Genomic DNA, 22,796 nt, shown 5'->3' on the forward strand with positions numbered 1-22,796 from the left:
CACCTCGGCATTTCAACGAGCGATGGCGACGAACCGGCCCACCGCTCGACCGCTGCTGACGGTTCCCATAAAAAAATCCATTCATACACACGGCAACTGCAAATATTCAAGGAGTCAGAAATGGCCATCGAAATGATCGAAATCGAAGAGTTCAACCAAGGCACGCAGATCAAGGTGATCGGCGTCGGCGGCGGCGGCGGCAATGCGGTCGCCCACATGATGGAGCGCGGCGTGCAGGGCGTTCAGTTCGTCTGCGCCAACACCGATGCGCAGGCGCTCTCGCGCAGCAACGCGCACAAGACCATCCAGCTGGGCACCAACGGCCTGGGCGCCGGCAGCAAGCCCGAGAAGGGACGCGACGCCGCCGAGGCCGCGATCGACGACATCCGCGAAGCCATCGCCGGCGCGCACATGCTGTTCATTACGGCCGGCATGGGCGGCGGCACCGGCACCGGCGCAGCGCCGGTGATCGCGCGCGTGGCCAAGGAGATGGGCATTCTCACGGTCGGGGTGGTGACGAAGCCCTTCGACTGGGAAGGCGGCCGCCGCATGACCAACGCCGATGCCGGCCTGGCCGAGCTCGAGGCGAATGTCGATTCGCTGATCGTGGTGCTGAACGAGAAGCTGCTCGACGTGCTGGGCGAGGACGTCACGCAGGACGAGGCCTTCGCGCATGCCAACGACGTGCTGAAGAACGCGGTCGGCGGCATCTCGGAAATCATCAACGAGTACGGCGGCGTGAACGTCGACTTCGAGGACGTGCGCACCGTGATGGGCGAGCCGGGCAAGGCCATGATGGGCACCGCCGCGGCCGCCGGCCCGGACCGCGCGCGCATCGCCGCCGAACAGGCCGTGGCCTGCCCGCTGCTCGAAGGCATCGACCTCTCGGGCGCCAAGGGCGTGCTGGTGCTGGTGACGGCGTCGAAGTCCTCGCTCAAGCTCTCCGAATCGAAGCTCGCGATGAACACCATCCGCGCCTACGCTTCGCCGGACGCGCATGTGATCTACGGCGCCGCCTACGACGACAACCTGGGCGACGAGATGCGCGTGACCGTGGTCGCGACCGGCCTGTCGCGCGCGGATGCGCGCCGCCAGGCGCCGACGCTGGAAGTGATCCGCACCGGCACCGACAACATCCCGTTCAATGTGCCGACGCTCGGCGGCGCGGGCCACGGGCATGCGAGCGGCCAGCCCAACTACGACGGCATGGCGGTTCCCAGCGTGTGGCGCACCAACCGTACGATGGCCGCGGCCAAGGTGGATGCGCTGTCGTCTGGCGGGATGGACGACTTCGAAATCCCGGCCTTCCTGCGCCGCCAGGCGGATTGATGGTGCGCAAAGCTACTGCGCGGCCCGATCTTGCGACTGCGGTGCTCGCCGTACCTGGGTACGGCTGCGCTCCTCCTCGCAACCTCGGGCCGCTCGCTACGCTTTTCGCACCATCGATCGAGTCTGCCCAAAAATGACAGCTATTGCAGACATAGCGAGGCGCACGGCACGCCGGGCGCCTCGCCCTCCTAAAATCGCTGCCGTGCTCCAACAACGTACCCTCAAATCCATCACCCGCGCCGTCGGCGTGGGGCTGCACAGCGGGCAGCGCGTGGAACTCACGCTCAGGCCGGCGCCCATCGATGCCGGCATCGTGTTCCGCCGTGTCGATCTGCCGGAGCCGGTCGAGATCGCGATGACGGCCGAGGCCGTGACCGACACGCGGCTCGCATCCACCGTGTCGTCCAAGGGCGCCAAGGTCCAGACCGTCGAGCACCTGATGTCGGCCTGCGCCGGCCTGGGCATCGACAACCTCCTGATCGACATCACGGCCGACGAGGTGCCGATCCTCGATGGTTCGGCATCGTCCTTCGTGTTCCTGCTGCAAAGCGCGGGCATCGAACTGCAGAAGGCGCCGCGCCGCTTCATCCGCGTCACCCGACCGGTCGAGGTGCGCGAGGGCGAGGGAGCCGAGACCAAGTGGGCGCGGCTTTCGCCGTACCACGGCTACAAGCTCAGCTTCGAGATCGACTTCGATCACCGCGTGGTCAATTCGACCGGGCAACGCGTCGAGTTCGACCTGGGCTCGGGCTCGTACAGCCGCGACATCGCGCGCGCGCGCACCTTCGGCTTTACCAAGGAGGTCGAATACATGCGCTCCAAGGGCCTGGCGCTCGGCGGCGGGCTAGACAACGCGATCGTGATGGACGACACCAAGGTGCTCAATGCGGGCGGCCTGCGCTACGACGACGAGTTCGTCAAGCACAAGATCCTCGACGCCATGGGCGACCTCTACGTCATCGGCCGGCCGCTGCTCGCGGCCTACAGCGCCTTCCGTTCGGGCCATGCGCTCAACAACAAGCTGCTGCGCGAACTGCTCGCGCACGAGGACGCCTACGAGATCGTCACTTTCGACGACCAGAGCCACGCGCCGGCCGGCTTCGCCGAAGTCGCCCGCGCCTGGTAGCCCCGAGCGCCCGAACCGATGCTGTTGTTCCGCTGGGCCATCCTGCTGCTCCTGCTGGTAGCCGGCGTCTCCTTCGCCTTCTATGCCGCCACCGGCCAGCCCAAGTACAAGCACTTCGGGTGGATCGTGCTCAAGTGGACGCTGCTGGCGGCCTTCGGGTTCTTTGCGGTGCTGATCGCCGAGCGCGTGGTTTGACTCCCGCCGCCTTGGGGCGGCCCGCCGACGGCCGACGACGGCCTAGCGCGTCCGCCCCTGCCGATACATCCCGCTCGTACTGCGCGCGAGCACCGCGGCCTGGCCGAGCCGGGCCATCGAGCTGCCGACATGGGCATGCGTGATCGCGATGCCGAGCGCATCGGCCGCGTCGCTGCCGGGTAAGCCGGGAAGATGCAGCAGGCGCTTGACCATCTCCTGCACCTGCGCCTTCGCGGCCTTGCCATGGCCCGCGACGGCCTGCTTCATCTGCAGCGCGGTGTACTCGGCGACCGACAAGTTGCTGGTGACCAGCGCCGTGAGGCACGCGCCGCGCGCCTGCCCGAGCAGCAGCGTCGATTGTGGATTGACGTTGACGAACACGATCTCCACCGCCGCCGCATCGGGCTTGTAGCGCTCGACGACTTCGCCGATGCCGTCGAACAGCACCTTGAGTCGGGCCGGCAGCTCGCCCTGCGTCACGCGCTTGGTGCTGATGGTGCCGCTCGCGACGTAGCGCAGCACATGGCCGTCCATGTCCACCACGCCGAAGCCGGTGGTCTGCAGGCCGGGGTCGATGCCGAGGATTCTCATGAGTCGGCCGCCGCCGCGCCGCCCCATGGCGGCCGAGTCTCTACCTCGGCGTGTGGCGAAGCCCACGAAGTGGCAAGCCGGGGGACTGTCATAGATTGAAGTACCAGCGGACGGAATGGAAAAACACCGGTGCCGCGAAGCACAGCGCATCGACGCGGTCCAGCAGCCCGTTGGCGCCGGTCACGCCGACGCCGCGCTGGCCCCAGTTGGGAATGCCGCGGTCGCGCTTGAGCGCCTTCATCACGAGATGGCCCATCGAGCCGGCGACGCAGGCGATCAGCGACACCGCGAGCGCCTGGCCGAACTTGAAGGGCGTGATGAAGGAGAACAGCGCGCCGACCAGGCTCGCGATGGCCATGCCGATCGCCCAGCTCGTCCAGTTGAAGCTGCGGCTCACATGCGGCGCGACCGGCTCCTGCCGGAACAGCCAGCGCCCGAGCTTGCCGAGCCAGCCCGTGGGCTGCTCTTCGGATGCCGGCGCTGAGGCATCCGCGGGCATGGTGCTGCGCCGCGAGATCAGGTGCTGCGTCAGCACGCAGGTCTGCACCACGAACACCAGGAAGAACACGAGGAAGGCGCTCTTGCCCTCGTAGCCGGGAAAGGAAAGCAGCAACAGCGCCGGCACGTGGCTCATGCCGTAGACGCAGACCATGATGCCCCACTGCAGCTTGGCGTTGCGTTCCAGGAAATGATGGGGATCGTCGGCCAGCGCGCTCACCACGGGAATCGCGATGAACACGTAGACCGGAATGAACACGGTGAACAGGTCGAAGTGCGCGGTCGCGACCAGCCAGAACTGGATCGGCAGCACGACGAAGAAGGCCAGGATCAGGCTGCGGTGGTCGCCGCGCCGCGTCGGCGACAGCGTGATGAACTCGCGCAGCGCGAAGAATGAGATCAGCGCGAACAGCACGGTGGCCATCGTCTCGCCCAGTGCCCAGCTGATCCAGAAGACCACCGCCATGATCCAGGTGGTGCGCAGCAGGGCGAGGAAGTGCAGCAGCTCGCGCTGCCAGGTTTCGTCGTGCACCGGGTTGCGGCGCTCCCTGAAGGTGAGCAGGAAGGCCACCGTGCTCACGATGACGAGCAGCCCGAAGACGATCAGGAACAGGGCCGCGACTTGGTGGTTCGGCGCGAGATGGCGGAGGTATTCGTTCATACGTAGCGCAGCGCGACGACCGCCTCGCGCGCCCGGTCGAGGAAAGGCCGGCGCTCTTCGCCTTCCTCGAGGCGAACCGGCTCGCCGAAGGTGACCGAACAAAGAATGGGCACCGGCACGACCTCGCCCTTGGGCATCACGCGCTGCACGTTGTCGATCCAGGCCGGCACCAGCACCACCTCGGGGAACATCTGGGCCAGCGTGAAGAGGCCCGACTTGAACTTCTGCGGCTCGCCCGTGTGGCCGCGCGTGCCCTCGGGGAAGATGATGATCGAATCGCCGCTTTGCAGCGCCTCGATCAGGGGCTGGAGCGGCGCCAGGGCTTCGGCGCTGCCGGGCACCACCGGCGCTGTTGGTTCCATGGTTTCGACCACGGGCGGCGAAAGCGGCAATTCGGTTTGCACGACGGCGTCGAACGAGGGCTCGATGCGCTCCTCGGACGGTGCGGGCGCCGCTGCGGGCGGTGGAACCGGCGCACTGCCGCCACGCTCCACGTAGATCGCGTTGAACACCTCGGTCGTGATCCAGCGCTTGAAGGGCGACGTGGCCCAGTAGTCGCGCGCCGCGATCGGCCGCGTGATGCTGCGCAGTTCCTCGGGCAGCGCGGCCCAGATCATCACCAGGTCGAGATGGCTCTGGTGGTTGGCGAAATAGATGCGCTGCTCGGCCTTGGGCGGGCAGCCCCACCAGCGCGCCTGGGCGCCGGTGAGGAGCCGGATCACGACCAGTAGGGCCCACCCCGTGAACTTTGCAAGCATGGCGGCGATGATACGGGCCCGAGTCGAAGAGTCGAATGGCTGCGAGGCTTCGACGAGCTCAGCCCGAACGGTGTGGGGAACTCAGGGCAGTTCCGCCGACTGCATGCGCGCCGCGATCGTGGCCGCGCGGCCTGTGAGGTAGGCCGAGCCGGCCCGGCGTTCGTAGAGCTTGGGGCTGGGCAGCATCACCGCGAGCCGCGCCGCTTCGCCGGCGCCGAGCCGCGAGGCCGGTTTCCTGAAGTAGTGCTGCGCGGCCGCCTCGGCGCCGAACACGCCTTCACCCCATTCCACGCTGTTGAGGTAGATCTCGAGGATGCGCTCCTTGTCGAGCAGCAGCTCCAGCGCGGTGGCCAGCACCAGCTCCTGGCCCTTGCGCAGCAGCGTGCGCTCGCCGGAGAGGAGCAGGTTCTTCGCGAGCTGCTGTGTGATGGTCGAGCCGCCGCGCAGCTGGGGCGGTCGCGGCTCCTTGCCGCGCGCGCGCATCTTGGCCGCGCGCCGGGCGGCGAGCTGCTCGGCCTTGGCATTGCGCTGCCACGCACGCTCGATGGCCTCCCACTCGACGCCCTGGTGGTAGATGAACTGATCGTCCTCGCTCGCGATCACGGCGCGCTTGAGCGTGTCGGAGATCTGGGAGTACGGCACCCAGCGCTGCTTCCAGTCCCGTTCCCCGTTTCTGCGCCCCGCGGTCGCGAGCTGCCAGGCCTCGGAGCGCTGGAAGGCGGTGGACTGCGGATCGATCGCTGCCATCGCGGCGATGCGCGCGACGAAGAAGACTTCGAGCGCGAAGCCCGCGACGATCAGGCACAACGCCCAGCGCAGAATCGCCTTCACGTCCGGTCGACGATGGCGCGCAGCTCGGCCAGCACCTGTGCCGCCGGCGGGCGCACGCCGCGCCAGAGAGCGAAGGCCTCGGCCGCCTGTTCGACCAGCATGCCGAGGCCGTCGCGCGCAACAGCGCCGTGGTCGTGCGCCCAGTTCATGAAGCCCGCCGCAGCCGGGCCGTACATCATGTCGATCGCCAAAGCGCCGGGCTTCAGCACGCTCGCCGCGACCGGCACCTCGCCGCCCGCCAGGCTCGAGGCCGTGGCGTTCACCACGATGTCGAAGTTGCCGGGCACCGCATGCAGCTCCTGCGCTTCCAGCGTGACGTGGTGCGCCAACGCGAGCGCCGCATGGCGCTGCACCAGCGCGATCGCCTTGGCCAGCGTGCGATTGGCCACCACCACGCGGCGCGGGCCGGCTTCCAGCAGCGGGCCCAGCACGCCGGCCGCGGCGCCGCCGGCGCCGAGCAGCAGCAGCTCGCTGCCGGCGATCGCCACGCCCGCATGCACCGTGATGTCGTTCACGAGGCCGGCGCCGTCGCTGTTGTCGCCATGAATGCCGTCCTCCTCGAAGCGGAGCACATTGACGGCGCGCGCCAGCGCGGCGCGTGGGCTCAGGTGCTGGGCCAGCGCCGCAGCGTCGAACTTGAAGGGCACGGTGATGTTGCAGCCGCGCGCGGTGCCGGCCGGGTCGGCGCGAAAGGCCGCCACCGCTTCGTCGAAGCCGTCGATCGGCACCAGCCGGCGGCCGTAGTCCAGCGTCTGGCCGGTCAGTTCGGCAAAGCGCGCATGGATCCACGGTGAGCGGCTGTGCTCGACCGGATTGCCCATCACGCAGTACAGGTCCATGCTCATTGCCTCGATGAGGAAGACATCTGGGTTTCGAGCGTCTCGTCGCGGGTGAACTTGAAGCGCGAGGGCAGCACGATCTGGTCGGTCTGCCGGCGCATCGCGTCGGTGAACTTGCCGAAGCTGCCGATGCTGCGCACGATCGCCTGCGCGCGCCGGTCCAGGGTCTGGTTGCCCGAACCTTCGATGACCTCGGTGCCGAGGATCGAGCCGTCGAAGTTGACGGTCACCATCATCGTGAGCTCGCCGTACAGCTTCTTGCCGGCGAGCTCGGGGAAGTTCTCGGTGCCGCGCTGCTCGATGCGCCGGCGCAGCGCGTCGACGTAGACGGCATAGGTGGCTTCGCGGGTCGCCGGACTCAGATAGCGCTTCTTGGGCCGCGCGTTCTCTTCGTTCACGCGGCGTTCGATCTCCGCCAGCATCTTGATCAACTGGCGGCGCTTTTCCTCGCGTGCCGCGTTCTCGCTCGGGCTGCCCTGGTTGCGCGGGTCGGGCATCGGCATGGCGGCGAGCTGCTGCTTGATCTGCGCCAAAAGCAGCATCTGCTGCGCCTGCATCGCCTCCACCTGGCGCTGCGCGTCTTCCATCGAGTCGCCGACGGCGGTGAAGGTTGAGGGCGGCAGCGGGCTGGTGGCGCGGCCGCGTTCGAGATCGCCGCCGCCGGCCAGCGAGGTCTGGGCGATGGCCCGGGCCTTGTCGGGGCGCTCGTTGGTCTTGGCGTTGACCAGGATGACTTCGAGCGGCGTTTCGGTGAACACGCGGTTGAAAGTCTCGGGGTCGGCAAAGCGCAGCCCGAGCAGCAACGCGTGCGCCGCGACCGACAGGCCGAGCGCGATCTGCAGGCTGCTCAGGTCGCGCAGGTTCATACTGGCACGTTCTCCGGGGCGGCTTCGCTGTCCGCGAGGTCGACCGCAATGGCGATCGGCCCGGCCACTTCTTCCTCGTCTTCGCCGCTCTCCTCTTCCGCGGCGGCTTCGGCCGGCGCCGCATCGAGGCGCTCGATGACGGTGCCGTGCACGTCGAGCGCAATCTCGTCGATCTCACCGAGCCTGACGCGCACGCGCGCGCCGCGCATCAAGCCTTGCGTGCCGGTAACCTGGAACACCAGCGGCAACGTGTCGGCGCGCACCAAGGCGCCGTTGCCCACGTCTTTGATCAGGGTCGCGTCGAGTTCGGCGATGCCCTGCTGCTGAAGGTGCTTGAGCGTCCAGAAGCGTTCCATGCCGCCCTGGTGCGCGTTGTAGGCGGCGTAGGCCGCGTCGAAACCCGAGAGGATCGAGAACAGGTCGGCGTCCTTCGGCTTGAAGGGAGCCGCAAGCGCCGCGGTCTTGCCGTGGCGCGCGGCCGCGATGATCTGCCACTGGTTCACGAGGTCGGTGTAGCGGCGCAGCGGCGAGGTGCTCCAGGCGTAGCTCTTCACGCCCAGGCCGGCATGCGGCAGGGCTCGCGTGCCCATGCGCACCTTGATGCCGGGCGCCAGGCTGGCCTGGCTGCGGTAGAGGCCGGGCACGCCGAGCTCGCCGAGCCAGCCGCCCCAGCTGCTGTTGGCCAGGATCATGGCCTCGGAGACGATCAGGTCGAGCGGCGCGCCGCGCTGGCGGGTGCCGATCTGCACCTGCTCGTTGCCGGTGGGCTCTCCGTCGTTGCCGATCAGGCGGAAGTTGTAGTCGGGCCGGTTGAAGCTCTCGGGCTTGCCGCGCACCACTTCGCGCTGCGCCTTCAGCTGCTTCGCGAGGCGGAACAGGAAGGACAGCGGCGCCCGCGCGCGTTTCGCGACCTCGGGCGTGTTTTCGCCGTCCACCGAGGCATCTTCGAGCCAGGTCTGCGTGACGACGCCGTCGAGCTGGTCATGGCGCAGGTTGGCGACGATCGGCACGCGTTCGAGCTTGGTCTCGGTGCCTTTCAGTTCCAGCGTCGCTTCATCGAAGCTGGCATAGAGCGAGACGGCCGGGCAGTCGCGCCCTTCCTGCAGCGTGTAGGCCTCCACCACGTCGTCGGGCAGCATGGTGATCTTGTGGCCCGGCATGTAGACGGTCGACATGCGGGCGCGCGCCACCTGGTCGATCGGGCTGCCCGGCACAAGGGCCAGGCCGGGCGCCGCGATGTGGATACCGACCTGCACCGTGCCGCTGCCGAGGCCCGCGACCGAGAGCGCGTCGTCGATCTCGGTGGTCTGCGAATCGTCGATCGAGAAAGCCTGCACGTCCGCGAGCGGCAGTTCGTCGGTGATGGCGGGCGCTTGCAGCGCCGGGAAGCCGGTGCCCTTGGGAAAGTTCTCGAATAGAAAGCGGCGCCAGTGGAACTGGTAGGGCGAATCGATGGCGCCGGCCCCTTTGAGCAGTTCGAGCGGCGGCCGTTGCGTGGCGCGCGCGGCTTCGACCACGGCCTTGTACTCCGGCGCGTTCTTGTCGGGCCGGAAGAGGATCTTGAAAAGCTGCTCGCGCACCGGCGCCGGGCAAACGCCTTCGGCCAGCTGCGTGGACCATTCGGCGATCTGCGCCTGCACTGCCTTCTTTTTCTCGATGGCGGCCAGCGCCTGCTGCACGATCTCGGCCGGCGCCTTCTTGAAGCGGCCCTTGCCCGCGCGGCGGAAATAGTGCGGCGCCTCGAACAGCGCCAACAGCGCGGCGGCCTGCTGCGCCAACGTCGGATGCGCCTGGAAGTAATCGACAGCGAGCTCGGTGAAGGCGAACTCGCCCTCGGGCGCGAATTCCCAGGCCAGGTCGAGGTCCATGCCGGCGGCCAGGGTGCGCGCCTCGGCCAGCAATTCGGGCGGGGCCGGCTTCTCGAAGCGCAGCACGATGTTGGCGCCTTTGACCTTGACGCGCTTGCCGGACTCGAGCTCGACCTGCGCCGAGGCCTCGGCCTCCGACAACACACGGCCGCCGAGGTACTTGCCGGCTTCTTCGAACAAAACAAACATGGCGCGGATTGTCCCATGCGCGGCGATGAACGCCGGCCGCGGACTGCGTTCAGGCCGGGTCGATGAAGGCCATCACCTCGTCCAGGTGATGGCGCTCGAAATCGGACAGCGCATGGTCCCCGTCCTCCATCAGCTTGATGCGGCTTCCGGGGTAGCGGGCCGACATCTCGCGCCAGTCCAGGAGCTCGTCGCCCTTGGCGATGATGGCGAAGATCTGCTCGGGCCGCGCCGGCGGCCCGAGTTCGAGTGCACGCAGCTCGTCGATGTACTCGGGCCGGAAATAGAAGTGCTCGGCCGGGTCGTGCCAGGCGGTCTGCTCGCCGATGTAGTTCGAAAGGTCGCGTGCCGGATGGACTGCGGGATTCAGCAGCACGGCGCGGCAGCCCGTCATGCCGGTCACATGGGTGGCATAGAAGCCGCCGAGCGAAGAACCCACCACCGCCATCGAACTGCGCGGCCATTGCGCGATGCCGTTCATCACGAACTCGATGGCCTCGCGCGGGGAGGGCGGCAGCTGCGGGCACCACCACTGCAATTGCGGATGCCGCTCGGCCACCCGCTGCGCCATCTGCCGCGCCTTGGTCGACTGCGGCGAGGAGCGAAAGCCATGGAGATACAACAAATGGGTGGTGGGCAGCGGATTCATGCTGCTGGATTGTTACGGAAGCGCGCCGGGCGCGGATAATCCGCGCCCATGTCCGCCGTGTTCCACCAGCCGTCGCTCGCGCGCCGCATCGCCCCCGTGTTCCAGGGCTTCGACGGCTTTCTCGCTTTCGCCGTGCTGCTGCTGGCTTGCGCCGGCATGCTGACCATGTATTCCTCGGGCTTCGACCACGGCACACGGTTCGCGGACCACGGCCGCAACATGCTCCTGGCGGGCTTCATCATGTTCGTGGTGGCGCAGGTGCCGCCGCAGCGCCTGATGTTCTTTGCCGTGCCGCTTTACGCCTTGGGCGTGGGGCTGCTGATCGCGGTGGCGCTGTTCGGCATCACCAAGAAGGGCGCCACGCGCTGGATCAACGTCGGCATGGTGATCCAACCGAGCGAAATCCTGAAGATCGCGACGCCGCTGATGCTGGCCTGGTGGTTCCAGCGCCGCGAGGGCCAGTTGCGCACGCTCGACTTCGTGGTTGCCACCGTGCTCTTGGCGGTACCGGTCGGCCTGATCATGAAGCAGCCCGACCTCGGCACCTCGCTGCTGGTGCTCGCGGCCGGCCTGTCGGTGATCTTCTTCGCCGGTCTCTCGTGGAAGCTGATCATCCCGCCGGTGGTGATCGGTGTGATCGCGGTGGCGATGATCGTGGGATTCGAATCGCAGCTGTGCGCCGACGGCGTCGACTGGCGCGTGCTGCACAACTACCAGAAGCAGCGCGTCTGCACGCTGCTCGACCCCACCAAGGACCCGCTGGGCAAAGGCTTCCACATCATCCAGGGCATGATTGCGATCGGCTCCGGCGGCGTCGGCGGCAAGGGTTTCATGCAGGGCACGCAGACGCACCTGGAGTTCATTCCCGAGCGCACCACCGACTTCATCTTCGCGGCCTATTCCGAGGAATTCGGCCTGGTGGGCAACCTGGCGCTGATCGCGGCCTTCATCTTCCTGATTTTCCGCGGCCTCGCGATCGCTCTGGATGCGCCGACGCTCTTCTCGCGCCTGTTGGCCGGCGCGATGACGATGATCTTCTTCACCTACGCCTTCGTGAATATGGGCATGGTGAGCGGCATCCTGCCCGTGGTCGGCGTGCCTTTGCCCTTCATCAGCTATGGCGGCACCGCGATGGTGACGCTGGGCCTGGGGCTGGGCATCCTGATGTCCATTTCGCGCGCCAAGCGGCTGATGCAGTCCTGAGCGCCATTCGAGGTGCGAGCCTAGAATCCCTTGATGATTTCACGCGAACCCACCATCGAGCGCCTCGCCACGGCGCAGCAGCTCCTGCTCACGCCCTTCGGCCTCGACGAGTCGCACCTGTCGCGTGCCCTGGCCGAAATCACCGCCCACAAGGTGGACGACGCCGATCTCTACTTCCAGTACACGCGCAGCGAGGGCTGGAGCCTGGAGGAAGGCATCGTCAAGACCGGCAGCTTCAGCATCGACCAGGGTGTCGGCGTTCGCGCGGTCAGCGGCGAGAAGACCGCGTTCGCCTATTCGGACGACATCTCCGAAGCCTCGCTGCTCGATGCGGCCCGCACGGTGCGCACCATTTCAGCCGCCGGGCGCAATGGACGAGTGAAGGCCCCGGTGCGCAAGGTCGCGACCAGCCGTTCGCTCTACGGAGGCGTGGACCCGATCTCGACGCTCGACAGCACTGCCAAGGTCGAGCTGCTCGGCAAGGTCGAGAAGCTGGCGCGTTCGAGGGATCCGCGGGTGGCGCAGGTCATGGCCGGCCTCGCGAGCGAGTACGACGTGGTGCTGGTCGCGCGCGCCGACGGCACGCTGGCGGCCGACGTGCGGCCGCTGGTGCGGCTGTCGGTCACGGTGATCGCCGAGCAGAACGGCCGACGCGAGATGGGCTCTGGCGGCGGCGGCGGCCGCTTCGGCCTCGCCTACTTCGACGATGCGCAGATTGCCGAGTACGTCGACCAGGCCGTCCAGCAGGCGCTCACCAATCTGGAATCGCGTCCCGCGCCGGCCGGCGAGATGACCGTGGTGCTCGGCCCGGGCTGGCCCGGCATCCTGTTGCACGAGGCCATCGGCCACGGACTTGAAGGCGACTTCAACCGCAAGGGCTCGAGCGCCTTCTCGGGCCGCATCGGCGAGCGCGTGGCGGCCAAGGGCGTGACCGTGCTGGACGACGGCACCATCGCCGATCGCCGCGGCTCGCTCAACGTCGACGACGAAGGCAACGCGACGCAGCGCAACGTGCTGATCGAAGACGGCATCCTGAAAGGCTACATCCAGGACTCGCTCAACGCGCGCCTGATGAAGGTTCCGCCCACCGGCAACGGCCGCCGCGAGAGCTACGCGCATGTGCCGATGCCGCGCATGACCAATACCTACATGTTGGGCGGCGACCGGGTACCGGAAGAAATCGTCGCCAGCATCAAGAAGGGCCTCTATGCCACCAACTTCGGCGGCGGCCAGGTCGACATCACGAGCGGCAAGTTCGTGTTCTCGGCCAGCGAGGCCTACTGGGTGGAGAACGGCAAGATCCAGTATCCGGTGAAGGGCGCGACCCTGGTCGGCAACGGCCCCGATGCGCTGACGCGCGTGACGATGATCGGCAACGACATGGCGCTCGATTCGGGCGTCGGCACCTGCGGCAAGGAAGGCCAGAGCGTGCCGGTCGGCGTGGGCCAGCCCACGCTGCGCATCGACGGCCTGACAGTCGGCGGCACCGCCTGACGCCCGCAAACAACAGCCCGGCCCAAAACCCTGTGCTACATTCGGCCCCTATGTCTTCGCGCGTCGCGTTTTTCTTTTCGTACTTTTGGTTCCCGGTTTCCGGCGGACGAGAGGCGAGCGCGTAAAGCACACAGAAACACCCTCCCAAAACCGCCGGCGCCTCGAGCCCCGGCGGTTTTTTTATGCCCCGATGATTTTCAAAGTGAAGGAAGAAGCGATGAGCACGAGCACTGCCCCGGCCACCGAGAACTGGTATGCGAGCGTCGAGAAAACCAGCCGAACCGACGACGAACGCATCAAGGACATCACCGTGCTGCCCCCTCCCGAACATCTGATCCGCTTCTTCCCGATCCGCGGCACGCCGGTCGAATCGCTGATCACGGGTACCCGCCGCACCATCCACAACATCATGGCTGGCAAGGATGACCGGCTGCTGGTCGTGATGGGGCCGTGCTCCATCCACGACCCGGCTGCCGCGCTCGACTACGCACGGCGCCTGAAGGCCGAGCGCGAAAAATACGCCGGCACGCTGGAGATCGTGATGCGGGTCTACTTCGAGAAGCCGCGCACGACGGTCGGCTGGAAGGGGCTCATCAACGACCCCTACCTCGACGAGAGCTTCCGCATCGACGAAGGCCTGCGCATCGCGCGTCAGCTGCTCATCGACATCAACCGGCTGGGGCTGCCGGCGGGCAGCGAATTCCTCGACGTGATCTCGCCGCAGTACATCGGCGACCTGATTTCCTGGGGCGCGATCGGCGCCCGCACCACCGAGAGCCAGGTGCATCGCGAGCTGGCTTCGGGCCTGTCGGCTCCGATCGGCTTCAAGAACGGCACCGATGGCAACATCCGCATCGCGACCGACGCCATCCAGGCGGCGGCGCGCGGCCACCACTTCCTCTCGGTGCACAAGAACGGGCAGGTGGCGATCGTGCAGACCAACGGCAACAAGGACTGCCACGTGATCCTGCGCGGCGGCAAGGCGCCCAACTACGACGCCGCGAGCGTGGCCGCCGCCTGCCAGGACCTCGAAGCCGCCAAGCTGCCGCCGACGCTGATGATCGACTGCAGCCATGCCAACAGCAGCAAGCAGCACCAGAAGCAGATCGACGTCGCCATGGACATCGCCGCGCAGATCACGGGCGGCGGCAAGAGCGTGTTCGGCGTCATGGTCGAGAGCCACCTGAGCGCGGGCGCCCAGAAGTTCAGCGCCGGCAAGGACCGCGTGGTCGATCTGGAATATGGCAAGAGCATCACCGATGCCTGCCTGGGCTGGGACGATTCAGTCCGGGTGCTGGAGCTGCTGTCGCGGGCCGTCAAGCACCGCCGGGGTTGAAGCTCAGATCAGCTTCGCCAGCTCCGGCCAGTGATGGCGCATCTGCGAAGCTTCGTCGCCGTCGGGCTGCATGAACGAGAAATCGTTGAAGTCGAAGCCGGGCCCCACGGTGCAGTTGACCAGGGTGTAGTCGGCGCTCCCTGGGCTCACCAGGGGCCTTGCCGCCTGCCAGCGGCCTGCCGTGACGGTGTGCTGGGGATGCGTGCCATGCACGTCGACGGGGCCGAGCCGGATGTAAGCGGGCGGTGTTCGCAAGGCCGCGTCGCTGGTCCATAGCGCCAGCGGTGCGCCTTCGAGATGGACCCAGACTTCGTCGGACAGCACGCGGTGCCAGCGCGAATGCTGATGCGCCTGGAGCAGGAAATAGATGGTGGTGAGCGCTCGCCGGGCAGGCCGCCCGTCGGCCGGCGCCACCTGCGCGCTCGAGCGGAACACCTCGCGAAACCAGCCGCCCTCGGGATGAGGCTGCAGATTCAGGGTGTCGATGAGCTCCTGTGCGCGCATGGGCCTATTTTGCCGCGCCTGTCGCGCGCAAGGCGGCAAGAAGCTTCTCGTGGACGCCGCCGAAACCGCCGTTGCTCATGCAGACGATGTGATCGCCCGGCCGCGCTGCTGCAGCGATCTGCGCCACCAGCGGCTCGACCGCGCCGGCCACCTGCGCCCGGGCGCCCATCGGCGCGAGCGCGGCAGCAGCGTCCCATTCCAGCCCGCCGCTGTGGCAGAAGGCGAGGTCGGCCGCTTCCAGGCACCACGGCAGCTGGGCTGCCATGGTGCCCAGCTTCATGGTGTTGCTGCGCGGCTCGAAGGCGGCCAGGATGCGCTCGCCCTGGTGACCGTCGGCGTCGAGCTTCTTCCGCAGGCCGTCGAGCGTGGTGCGGATCGCCGTCGGGTGGTGCGCGAAGTCGTCGTAGACCGTGATCGCTGCGCCGTCGCGCGTGATTGTGCCGCGCAGCTCCATGCGGCGGCGCACATTGCGGAAGCTCGCCAGGAAGCCGGCCGCTTCGGCGGGCGCAACGCCCACGTGCTCCGCGGCGGCGATCGCTGCGAGCGCATTCATCTGGTTGTGCAGGCCGGACAGCGCCCATTCGACGCGCCCGACCCCCTCGCCTTGGCGCAGCACGTCGAAAGCGTCGTGCGGCCCATGGGCCTGCCATTCGCCGCCGGCGCCGAAGCGGGCCAGCTCGCTCCAGCAGCCCTGGGCCAGCACGCGCTGCAGGCTCTCTTCGGTCGCGTTGACTACCACCCGTCCCGTCCCCGGCACGGTGCGAACGAGGTGGTGGAACTGCCGTTCGATCGCCGCCAAGTCGTCGAAGATATCGGCGTGGTCGAATTCCAGATTGTTAAGGATCGCTGTGCGCGGGCGGTAATGGACGAACTTGCTGCGCTTGTCGAAGAAGGCGGTGTCGTATTCGTCCGCTTCGATCACGAATGTGGCCCCCACGCTTGCCACTTCGTGTGCTGCGCTGCCCCTCGAGGGCGCGCTCGCTTGCTTGAGGCGGCCCGGCGCTGCGCTCGGGCGCCCCATGCTTCCCAGCCGGGCCGAGACGCCGAAGTCGAGCGGCACCCCACCCACCAGGAAACCTGGGGCCAGGCCGGCCCGTTCGAGGATCCAGGCCAGCATCGAAGTGGTGGTGGTCTTGCCGTGCGTGCCGGCGACGGCCATCACGTGGCGGCCCTGAAGCACGTGCTCTGCCAGCCATTGCGGCCCGCTGGTGTAGTTGGCGCCGGCCTCGAGGATGGCTTCCATCAGCGAGAACTTGGGCGTGCCGTCGGCGAGCCGCGCGCGGGACACCACGTTGCCGATCACGAAAATATCGGGCCGCAGCGCCATCTGGTCGGCGCCGTAGCCCTCGATCAGCTCGATGCCGAGCGAACGCAGCTGGTCGCTCATCGGCGGGTAGACGCCGGCATCGCAGCCGGTCACCCGATGGCCGGCTTCGCGCGCCAATGCAGCGACACCGCCCATGAAGGTGCCGCAGATGCCGAGGATGTGAATATGCATCGGTCGATTCTAGGGATGCAAGGCGGCCGGTCTTCTGCCGGTGCCTTACTGCGGGCAAAATGGGCCGATGGACACGTCCAAGCAGGAAATTGCCGCCGCTGCGGCCCGCCTCGTCGTCGAGGAAGGGCTCGAGTACGGCCCCGCCAAGCGCCGCGCGCTGCGCGACCTGGGTCTGCCTGTGCGCACGCCGCTGCCGAACAACGACGAGATCGAGGCCGAGGTGCGGGATTACATCCAGCTCTTTTGCGCGGACACCCAGCCCAAGGAGCTCCATGCGCTGCGCCTGCTGGCGCTCGAATGGATGGAGCGGATGGCGCAGTTCCGGCCTCACATCGGCGGCGCCGTGTGGCACGGCACGGCGACGCGCCTGTCGGACGTCTACATCCAGCTCTTCTGCGATGACCCGAAGTCCGCCGAGATCGCTCTCATCGACCACCATGTCGACTATGAGCCGCGCATGGTTACCGGCTTCCATGGCGAGCAGGTCGAAGCCCTCAGCGTTCATGTGGCGAGCCGGGCGTTGGGCGAAGAGATCGGCGTGCATCTGCTGGTGTACGACCTCGACGATTTGCGCGGCGCACTCAAGCCCGATGCGCAGGGCCGCGTCCCGCGCGGCAACCTGGCCGCGCTCAGGCGGCTGATAGAAAAGGACAGCGGATGACTTCGAGCCCCACGCGCCGGGCCTGGCTTTATGGCGGCGTGGCCGCGGTGGCGGCCGTTGCAGGTCTGGGCGGTGCGCTATGGCATCGCGGGGGCGGGGCGCCCGGCGGAGAGCAATTGGACGCCGCATTCTGGGGGCAGCGATTCGATCGGCCGGAAGGGGGCGAGCTGATGTTCGAGAGCTTGCGCGGAAAGCCGTTGTTGCTCAACTTCTGGGCCACCTGGTGTCCGCCCTGCGTCGAAGAAATGCCCATGCTCGACGCCTTCTTTCGCGAAAATGGCGGCAACGGCTGGCAAGTTGTCGGCTTGGCAATCGATCAACCCAGCGCAGTGCGCAAGTTCCTGACCAAGACGCCGGTCAGCTATCCAATCGGCCTGGCCGGCTTGCAAGGCACGGAACTCGTCAAGAATCTGGGCAACACAGCGGGCGGCCTGCCCTTCACTTTGGTTCTCGATGCCGGTGGCGCAGTTACCGCGCGTAAAATAGGCAAGCTCGAGCTACGTGATCTCCAGGCATGGCGACGGGCCTAGTTCAAGGCTAGAATGCGCTCCCTCAATCGGGAGGTTGAAGGCGGAACGCCGAAGTACATCGATTTTCACCGATTTTCAGGCGAGTTAAATCCCAAATAAGCCGGTAAAGCCGGCGCTGGAGTCCCATGGATCTGCGCAAGCTCAAGACACTGATCGATCTGGTGTCCGAATCGAATATTTCCGAGCTGGAAATCACCGAGACCGAAGGCAAGGTCCGCATCGTCAAGGGCGGCGTGGCCGCCCCCGTTCAATATGTTCAAACCGTCGCCGCCCCGGCCGCCCCGGCCGTCGGCACTGCGGCACCGGCAGGCGCGATCGCCGCGCCCGCCGCCCCGGCGCCGGCCGTCGAAGCCGCACCGGTCGGCCACGCCATCAAGTCGCCGATGGTCGGCACCTTCTATCGTTCCTCGAGCCCCGGGGCGCCGGCATTCGTCGAGATCGGCAGCCAGGTCAAGGAAGGCGACACGGTCTGCATCATCGAGGCGATGAAGATCCTCAACGAGATCGAGGCCGACAAGGCCGGCACCATCACACAGATCCTCGGCGAAAACGGTCAGGCGGTCGAATACGGCCAGCCGCTGTTCATCATCGAGTGACCATGTTCAAGAAGATACTGGTCGCCAACCGCGGCGAAATCGCGCTGCGCATCCAGCGCGCTTGCAGCGAGTTGGGTATCAAGGCCGTGATGGTCTATTCCGAGGCCGATCGCGATGCCAAATATGTGAAGCTGGCCGAGGAGGCGGTTTGCATCGGCCCGGCCCCTTCCTCGCAAAGCTATCTGAACATGCCGGCGATCATCTCGGCGGCCGAAGTGACAGACTCCGAGGCGATCCATCCGGGCTACGGCTTCCTGAGCGAAAACGCCAACTTCGCCGAGCGCGTGGAACAAAGCGGTTTTCAGTTCATCGGTCCCACGCCCGAGTCGATCCGCATCATGGGCGACAAGGTGTCGGCCAAGCAGGCGATGATCAAGGCCGGCGTGCCGTGCGTGCCCGGCTCGGAGGGCGAACTGTCGGACGACCCCGCCACCAACAAGCGCATCGCCCGGGCGATCGGCTATCCGGTCATCATCAAGGCCGCAGGCGGTGGCGGCGGGCGCGGCATGCGCGTGGTGCACACCGAGGCGGCGCTGGTCAATGCGATCCAGATGACCAAGGCGGAAGCCGGCGCGGCCTTCAACAATCCGTCGGTCTATATGGAGAAGTTTCTCCAGAACCCGCGCCACATCGAGATCCAGATCCTCGCCGACAAGCACAAGAACGCGGTCTACCTGGGCGAGCGCGACTGCTCGATGCAGCGGCGCCACCAGAAGGTGATCGAGGAATCGCCCGCACCGGGCGTCCCGCGCAAGTTGATCGAGAAGATCGGCGAGCGCTGCGCGGCCGCCTGCAAGAAGATCGGCTACCGCGGCGCCGGAACCTTCGAATTCCTCTACGAGAACGGCGAGTTCTATTTCATCGAGATGAACACGCGCGTGCAGGTGGAGCATCCGGTCACCGAATTCACGACCGGCATCGACATCGTGAAGACGCAGATCATGGTCGCCGCCGGCGAGAAGCTGCCGTTCACGCAGCGCCAGATCGAGATGCGCGGCCACTCGATCGAGTGCCGCATCAACGCCGAAGACGCCTACAAGTTCACGCCCTCGCCGGGCCGCATCACGATGTGGCATCCGCCGGGCGGGCCGGGGGTGCGCGTGGATTCGCACGTCTACACCAACTACTTCGTGCCGCCGAACTACGACTCGATGGTCGGCAAGATCATCGTGCACGGCGATACCCGCGACCAGGCCTTGGCGCGCATGCGCACTGCGTTGAGCGAAACGGTGATCGAGGGTATTCAAACCAACATCCCGCTGCACCGCGAGTTGATGGTCGATGCCAAGTTCATGAGCGGCGGCACCAATATCCACTACCTCGAAGAGTGGCTCGCGGCCCACAAGCGCTGAGCGGGACCGCAGCACCGTGTTCGAACTCCGCCTGCTCGCGCCGGAAGATCGCGTCGAAACCGTCGGCGATGCGCTCGAGGCGCTCGACGCGCTGAGCGTTTCGGTCGAGGACGCGGATGCCCAGACCGATGCCGAGCAGGCCCTGTTCGGCGAGCCGGGCATGCCACCGCCCAAGGAAGGCTGGCAGCGCTCCCGCGTGATTGCATTGTTCGTCACCGAGGCCCAGGCGCGGGAAGCCGCGGCGGTGCTGGCTGCACAGGACTTCTTCGCGGACTGCCAGGTGCTCGGTCTGGCCGATGTGCCCGAGCAGGACTGGGTGCGGCTGACCCAGTCCCAGTTTGCGCCGGTCGAAATCACCCCTGAGTTCTGGATCGTGCCCACCTGGCACGAGCCGCCGGCGCAGGCGCGCCAGGTGATTCGCCTCGATCCGGGCCTGGCCTTCGGCACCGGCACCCACCCGACCACGCGCATGTGCCTGCGCTGGATCGCATCGCGCGCAAAACCGGCCGGCAAGCGGGTGCTGGACTACGGCTGCGGCTCCGGCATCCTGGCGATCGGCGCGGCCAAGTTCGGCGCAACGGACATCGACGCCGTCGATATCGACGAAGCCGCGGTGGATTCGACGCGGCTCAACGCCGAGGCGAACAAGGTGCAGTTGAAGGCCGGGCTGTCCGACCTGGCGACCGGCCGCTACGACATCGTGCTCGCCAACATCCTCGCCACGCCGCTGAAGGTGCTGGCGCCTTTGCTGTGCGAGCACGTCGCAGCGAACGGTTCGCTGGTGCTGGCCGGAATCCTCGAGCGCCAGGCCGACGAACTGAAGCTCGCCTATGCGCCCTATGCCGCGCTGGAAGTGAGCGACAGCGAGGATGGCTGGATTCTGATGACCGCGGCCCTCTAGATCATCCTCGACGCTGGAGGTCGACCCTACAATCGGCGCCTCATGAGCCTGGTCACTCGCTGCCCCGCCTGCAGCACCACTTTCAAGGTGGTGAAGGACCAGCTTCGCATCTCCGACGGGTGGGTGCGCTGCGGCCGGTGCAGCGAGGTGTTCGACGCGACTGTCGATCTGCATGAAGCACCCGATGCGGCGGCCGGACATGCGGCAGTCGCACCGACGTCGGCGGCTGGTGAAGGCATCAGCGTGCAGCCCGCCGCCGAACCGCCGATCGAAACCGAACCGGAGGAAGCGGCGGAGCCGCCGGGGGACGAGGAACCCGTGCGGAACCTCGAGGAGGCGGACTTCCTCGACGATGAGCAAGAGATCGAACCACCGCTTGCCGAGCCGCCTGTTGCTGCACCGCCACCGCCTGCGCCCAAGACCTCGACATCATCCGATGCGCTGTCGCTCGCCGTCGGCGTCGTTGCCGATGAGCCCTGGCCCCAGCGTTCGCAGCCGACGCGTGCGGCCGAAGCGCAGGTGGTTCCGCCTTATCCCTCGCTCCCGCCATTCCCGAACATCGACCTGAGCTTGCCGGCCGCCCCGCCCATCGGCCGCGAGCCGCCACCGCCCCGGCCGTCGCCGCCACCTCCGCCAGTGGCCGAGGACGACACCGGCAATGCGCAACTGCAGAAGGCACTGCGCCGTGCCCGAGCGAAGTCCGCCAAGATCGCCAGGGCGAAGGCACGCGGAGAAGAGCGGGCGGCGCGCGAATCGGCACCCGTGGTACTGGCTGCCAGCGAGCCTGAGCCTGCTATCGAGCCGGCTCGGCGCAGCGCTCGGTTTTCCGACGGCGCCGAAGGATCGGCATTCTGGCAGCGGCCGGCGGTGCGGCGCTCGCTGATCGCTGCGGCCGTGCTGGCTGCGCTTCTTCTGCTCGTGCAGGTGCTGCATCAGGAGCGCGACCTCATCGCCGCGCGCCAGCCTGCACTGCGTCCCGCGCTCGCTGCGCTGTGCAGCTTGACGGGTTGCGAACTCTCGGCGCTGCGCCAGATCGGCGACATCACGATCGACGGCGCCTCTTTCGCGCGCGAGAAAAGCGGCGACGCCTACCGCCTCAGCTTCACCTTGCGCAATGCCGCCGCCGTGCCGCTCGCGATGCCCGCGGTCGAGCTGTCATTGCTCGACATGCAGGAGCGCGCCGTGATCCGGCGCGTGCTCATGCCGGCCGAGTTCGGCGCGCCGACCGTCCTGCCGGCCCGTGCCGAGCGCGCGGCGTCGTTGCCGCTGGCACTGACCGGGCCCGAAGCCGCGGCCCTGCCGCCGATCGCGGGCTACCGGGTACTGGCCTTCTATCCTTGAGCCGCGCGCTCTTTCCTTTTTCTATCCAACCAGCGGTTCATCCATGGCAGCAGTGATTTGCGGTTCCCTCGCGTTCGACACCATCATGACTTTCGAGGGACGGTTCGCCGACCAGATCCTCCCGGACCAGTTGCACATCCTCAATGTGTCCTTTCTCGTACCCGGCCTCAGGCGCGACTTCGGCGGTTGCGCGGGCAACATCGCCTACAGCCTCAACGCGCTCGGCGGCACCGCGCTGCCGATGGCGACCGTGGGCGGCGACGGCAGCGACTACGTGCAGCGGCTGCGAACGCTGGGCATCAGCACCGAGTTCGTGCGGCAGGTGGACGACAGCTTCACCGCGCAGGCCATGATCATGAACGACCGCGACAACAACCAGATCACGGCCTTTCATCCAGGCGCGATGCAGCAGGCGCACATCACTCGCATCGCGGCGCGCGAGGACATCCGCCTCGGCATCATCGCGCCCGACGGCCGCGAGGCGATGCTGCAGCATGCCGAACAGTTCAAGGCGGCGGACATTCCCTTCGTGTTCGATCCCGGCCAGGGCCTGCCGATGTTCGACGGCAAAGAGCTCGCGCATTTCGTCGACCTGGCCAGCTGGGTGGTGGTCAACGACTACGAAGGAAAGATGCTCTCGCAGCGCACGGGCTGGAGCCTTGCTGAGATTTCGGAGCGTGTGCGCGGACTGGTCGTCACCTTGGCTGCAGATGGCTGCGAAGTGTGGACCGAGGGCGAGCGCGAGCACGTGCCTGGCGTGAAGCCGACGGCCGTGGTCGAGCCGACCGGCTGCGGCGACGCATGGCGCGGTGCGCTGCTGTTCGGATTGGAAGAGGGCTGGCCGCTCTCGCGTTGCGCAGCGTTGGGCAATCGCATCGGCGCGCTCAAGATCGCGCAGCGCGGGCCGCAGAACTACCAGGTGGATCGCAAAGCCCTCGGCCTTTGATGCGGGAATGAAAAAAGCCCGACACCTTTCGGTGCCG

23 protein-coding genes are annotated in these 22,796 nt (G+C 67.3%); 13 read left to right on the forward strand and 10 right to left on the reverse strand.

Annotated features, from left to right (window positions below; translation table 11 throughout):
• Positions 1-120 precede the first annotated feature (120 nt).
• The 3 genes from ftsZ to EJI01_RS28760 all read left to right on the forward strand — a co-directional run bounded on the left by ftsZ (position 121) and on the right by EJI01_RS28760 (position 2,650).
• On the forward strand, positions 121-1,329 hold the full coding sequence (gene ftsZ / locus EJI01_RS11320; protein WP_126837202.1) for a cell division protein FtsZ: 1,209 nt from the start codon (positions 121-123) through the stop codon (positions 1,327-1,329).
• 202 nt (positions 1,330-1,531) lie between these two features.
• A complete protein-coding gene (lpxC, locus tag EJI01_RS11325) occupies positions 1,532-2,455 on the forward strand; it encodes a UDP-3-O-acyl-N-acetylglucosamine deacetylase (RefSeq protein ID WP_126837203.1) in 924 nt (307 codons plus the stop codon).
• A gap of 18 nt (positions 2,456-2,473) precedes the next feature.
• Positions 2,474-2,650, forward strand: coding sequence for a hypothetical protein (locus EJI01_RS28760; protein WP_185878902.1), 177 nt, complete (start codon positions 2,474-2,476; stop codon positions 2,648-2,650).
• Positions 2,651-2,692: 42 nt separating this feature from the next.
• On the opposite strand, the gene ruvC is transcribed toward EJI01_RS28760, so the two are convergent.
• The 8 genes from ruvC to EJI01_RS11365 form a co-directional block, all read right to left on the reverse strand.
• Positions 2,693-3,241 carry a crossover junction endodeoxyribonuclease RuvC gene (gene ruvC, locus EJI01_RS11330; protein WP_126837204.1) on the reverse strand — a complete coding sequence of 183 codons (549 nt, stop codon included), beginning with the start codon at positions 3,239-3,241 and terminating at the stop codon, positions 2,693-2,695.
• Between the two features lie 88 nt (positions 3,242-3,329).
• Positions 3,330-4,400, reverse strand: coding sequence for a phosphatidate cytidylyltransferase (locus EJI01_RS11335; RefSeq protein ID WP_126837205.1), 1,071 nt, complete (start codon positions 4,398-4,400; stop codon positions 3,330-3,332).
• Positions 4,397-5,158 (reverse strand): lysophospholipid acyltransferase family protein, encoded by a 762-nt coding sequence (locus EJI01_RS11340; RefSeq protein ID WP_126837206.1) that lies wholly within the window; start codon positions 5,156-5,158, stop codon positions 4,397-4,399. Before EJI01_RS11340 ends, EJI01_RS11335 begins: the two co-directional genes overlap by 4 nt.
• A gap of 81 nt (positions 5,159-5,239) precedes the next feature.
• A complete protein-coding gene (locus EJI01_RS11345; RefSeq protein ID WP_126837207.1) occupies positions 5,240-5,989 on the reverse strand; it encodes a transglycosylase domain-containing protein in 750 nt (249 codons plus the stop codon).
• On the reverse strand, positions 5,986-6,828 hold the full coding sequence (gene aroE / locus EJI01_RS11350; RefSeq protein ID WP_126837307.1) for a shikimate dehydrogenase: 843 nt from the start codon (positions 6,826-6,828) through the stop codon (positions 5,986-5,988). The genes EJI01_RS11345 and aroE overlap by 4 nt, the downstream gene beginning before the upstream one ends.
• Before the next feature lie 2 nt (positions 6,829-6,830).
• Positions 6,831-7,694, reverse strand: a complete 864-nt coding sequence (locus EJI01_RS11355; protein WP_126837208.1) for an energy transducer TonB — start codon at positions 7,692-7,694, stop codon at positions 6,831-6,833.
• Positions 7,691-9,751 (reverse strand): ribonuclease catalytic domain-containing protein, encoded by a 2,061-nt coding sequence (locus EJI01_RS11360; RefSeq protein ID WP_126837209.1) that lies wholly within the window; start codon positions 9,749-9,751, stop codon positions 7,691-7,693. The genes EJI01_RS11355 and EJI01_RS11360 overlap by 4 nt, the downstream gene beginning before the upstream one ends.
• 49 nt (positions 9,752-9,800) lie before the next feature.
• Positions 9,801-10,397 carry a YqiA/YcfP family alpha/beta fold hydrolase gene (locus tag EJI01_RS11365; RefSeq protein WP_126837210.1) on the reverse strand — a complete coding sequence of 199 codons (597 nt, stop codon included), beginning with the start codon at positions 10,395-10,397 and terminating at the stop codon, positions 9,801-9,803.
• A gap of 48 nt (positions 10,398-10,445) precedes the next feature.
• Between EJI01_RS11365 and rodA the strand changes: the two genes are divergently transcribed.
• From rodA to EJI01_RS11380, 3 genes are all read left to right on the forward strand, one after another.
• Positions 10,446-11,600 (forward strand): rod shape-determining protein RodA, encoded by a 1,155-nt coding sequence (gene rodA / locus EJI01_RS11370; RefSeq protein ID WP_126837211.1) that lies wholly within the window; start codon positions 10,446-10,448, stop codon positions 11,598-11,600.
• A gap of 33 nt (positions 11,601-11,633) precedes the next feature.
• Positions 11,634-13,094, forward strand: a complete 1,461-nt coding sequence (tldD, locus tag EJI01_RS11375; RefSeq protein ID WP_126837212.1) for a metalloprotease TldD — start codon at positions 11,634-11,636, stop codon at positions 13,092-13,094.
• 217 nt (positions 13,095-13,311) lie between these two features.
• On the forward strand, positions 13,312-14,430 hold the full coding sequence (locus EJI01_RS11380) for a 3-deoxy-7-phosphoheptulonate synthase (protein WP_126837213.1): 1,119 nt from the start codon (positions 13,312-13,314) through the stop codon (positions 14,428-14,430).
• Between the two features lie 3 nt (positions 14,431-14,433).
• Here the strand turns inward: EJI01_RS11380 and EJI01_RS11385 are convergent, their stop codons facing one another.
• Together EJI01_RS11385 and mpl are read right to left on the reverse strand one after the other, a co-directional pair.
• Positions 14,434-14,934 carry a cupin domain-containing protein gene (locus tag EJI01_RS11385; RefSeq protein ID WP_126837214.1) on the reverse strand — a complete coding sequence of 167 codons (501 nt, stop codon included), beginning with the start codon at positions 14,932-14,934 and terminating at the stop codon, positions 14,434-14,436.
• A 4-nt stretch (positions 14,935-14,938) separates the two neighbouring features.
• Positions 14,939-16,432, reverse strand: a complete 1,494-nt coding sequence (gene mpl / locus EJI01_RS11390; RefSeq protein WP_126837215.1) for a UDP-N-acetylmuramate:L-alanyl-gamma-D-glutamyl-meso-diaminopimelate ligase — start codon at positions 16,430-16,432, stop codon at positions 14,939-14,941.
• Positions 16,433-16,499: 67 nt separating this feature from the next.
• Between mpl and EJI01_RS11395 the strand changes: the two genes are divergently transcribed.
• From EJI01_RS11395 to EJI01_RS11425, 7 genes are all read left to right on the forward strand, one after another.
• Positions 16,500-17,093, forward strand: a complete 594-nt coding sequence (locus tag EJI01_RS11395; protein WP_126837216.1) for a hypothetical protein — start codon at positions 16,500-16,502, stop codon at positions 17,091-17,093.
• A complete protein-coding gene (locus EJI01_RS11400; protein WP_126837217.1) occupies positions 17,090-17,623 on the forward strand; it encodes a TlpA family protein disulfide reductase in 534 nt (177 codons plus the stop codon). Before EJI01_RS11395 ends, EJI01_RS11400 begins: the two co-directional genes overlap by 4 nt.
• A 125-nt stretch (positions 17,624-17,748) precedes the next feature.
• Complete coding sequence (gene accB / locus EJI01_RS11405) at positions 17,749-18,219, forward strand: acetyl-CoA carboxylase biotin carboxyl carrier protein (protein WP_126837218.1); 471 nt, start codon at positions 17,749-17,751, stop codon at positions 18,217-18,219.
• A 2-nt stretch (positions 18,220-18,221) separates the two neighbouring features.
• Complete coding sequence (accC, locus tag EJI01_RS11410) at positions 18,222-19,571, forward strand: acetyl-CoA carboxylase biotin carboxylase subunit (protein ID WP_126837219.1); 1,350 nt, start codon at positions 18,222-18,224, stop codon at positions 19,569-19,571.
• Between the two features lie 16 nt (positions 19,572-19,587).
• Positions 19,588-20,472, forward strand: a complete 885-nt coding sequence (prmA, locus tag EJI01_RS11415; protein ID WP_126837220.1) for a 50S ribosomal protein L11 methyltransferase — start codon at positions 19,588-19,590, stop codon at positions 20,470-20,472.
• A gap of 42 nt (positions 20,473-20,514) precedes the next feature.
• Entirely contained in the window at positions 20,515-21,813 is a 1,299-nt protein-coding gene (locus EJI01_RS11420; protein WP_126837221.1) for a zinc-ribbon and DUF3426 domain-containing protein, read from the forward strand.
• 43 nt (positions 21,814-21,856) lie between these two features.
• On the forward strand, positions 21,857-22,759 hold the full coding sequence (locus tag EJI01_RS11425) for a carbohydrate kinase family protein (RefSeq protein WP_126837222.1): 903 nt from the start codon (positions 21,857-21,859) through the stop codon (positions 22,757-22,759).
• Positions 22,760-22,796: the final 37 nt, after the last annotated feature.

The sequence above is a fragment of the Variovorax sp. MHTC-1 genome, assembly GCF_003984645.1.
In the GTDB taxonomy this organism is placed as follows: Bacteria; Pseudomonadota; Gammaproteobacteria; order Burkholderiales; family Burkholderiaceae_C; genus Variovorax.

Coding starts and splice junctions, on each gene's coding strand:
- ftsZ (WP_126837202.1), top strand. CDS start 121: ATGGCCATCGAAATGATCGAAATCGAAGAGTTCAACCAAGGCACGCAG.
- EJI01_RS28760 (WP_185878902.1), top strand. CDS start 2,474: ATGCTGTTGTTCCGCTGGGCCATCCTGCTGCTCCTGCTGGTAGCCGGC.
- ruvC (WP_126837204.1), bottom strand. CDS start 3,241: ATGAGAATCCTCGGCATCGACCCCGGCCTGCAGACCACCGGCTTCGGC.
- EJI01_RS11335 (WP_126837205.1), bottom strand. CDS start 4,400: ATGAACGAATACCTCCGCCATCTCGCGCCGAACCACCAAGTCGCGGCC.
- EJI01_RS11340 (WP_126837206.1), bottom strand. CDS start 5,158: ATGCTTGCAAAGTTCACGGGGTGGGCCCTACTGGTCGTGATCCGGCTC.
- aroE (WP_126837307.1), bottom strand. CDS start 6,828: ATGGACCTGTACTGCGTGATGGGCAATCCGGTCGAGCACAGCCGCTCA.
- EJI01_RS11355 (WP_126837208.1), bottom strand. CDS start 7,694: ATGAACCTGCGCGACCTGAGCAGCCTGCAGATCGCGCTCGGCCTGTCG.
- EJI01_RS11360 (WP_126837209.1), bottom strand. CDS start 9,751: ATGTTTGTTTTGTTCGAAGAAGCCGGCAAGTACCTCGGCGGCCGTGTG.
- EJI01_RS11365 (WP_126837210.1), bottom strand. CDS start 10,397: ATGAATCCGCTGCCCACCACCCATTTGTTGTATCTCCATGGCTTTCGC.
- rodA (WP_126837211.1), top strand. CDS start 10,446: ATGTCCGCCGTGTTCCACCAGCCGTCGCTCGCGCGCCGCATCGCCCCC.
- tldD (WP_126837212.1), top strand. CDS start 11,634: ATGATTTCACGCGAACCCACCATCGAGCGCCTCGCCACGGCGCAGCAG.
- EJI01_RS11380 (WP_126837213.1), top strand. CDS start 13,312: ATGAGCACGAGCACTGCCCCGGCCACCGAGAACTGGTATGCGAGCGTC.
- EJI01_RS11385 (WP_126837214.1), bottom strand. CDS start 14,934: ATGCGCGCACAGGAGCTCATCGACACCCTGAATCTGCAGCCTCATCCC.
- mpl (WP_126837215.1), bottom strand. CDS start 16,432: ATGCATATTCACATCCTCGGCATCTGCGGCACCTTCATGGGCGGTGTC.
- EJI01_RS11395 (WP_126837216.1), top strand. CDS start 16,500: ATGGACACGTCCAAGCAGGAAATTGCCGCCGCTGCGGCCCGCCTCGTC.
- EJI01_RS11400 (WP_126837217.1), top strand. CDS start 17,090: ATGACTTCGAGCCCCACGCGCCGGGCCTGGCTTTATGGCGGCGTGGCC.
- accB (WP_126837218.1), top strand. CDS start 17,749: ATGGATCTGCGCAAGCTCAAGACACTGATCGATCTGGTGTCCGAATCG.
- accC (WP_126837219.1), top strand. CDS start 18,222: ATGTTCAAGAAGATACTGGTCGCCAACCGCGGCGAAATCGCGCTGCGC.
- EJI01_RS11420 (WP_126837221.1), top strand. CDS start 20,515: ATGAGCCTGGTCACTCGCTGCCCCGCCTGCAGCACCACTTTCAAGGTG.
- EJI01_RS11425 (WP_126837222.1), top strand. CDS start 21,857: ATGGCAGCAGTGATTTGCGGTTCCCTCGCGTTCGACACCATCATGACT.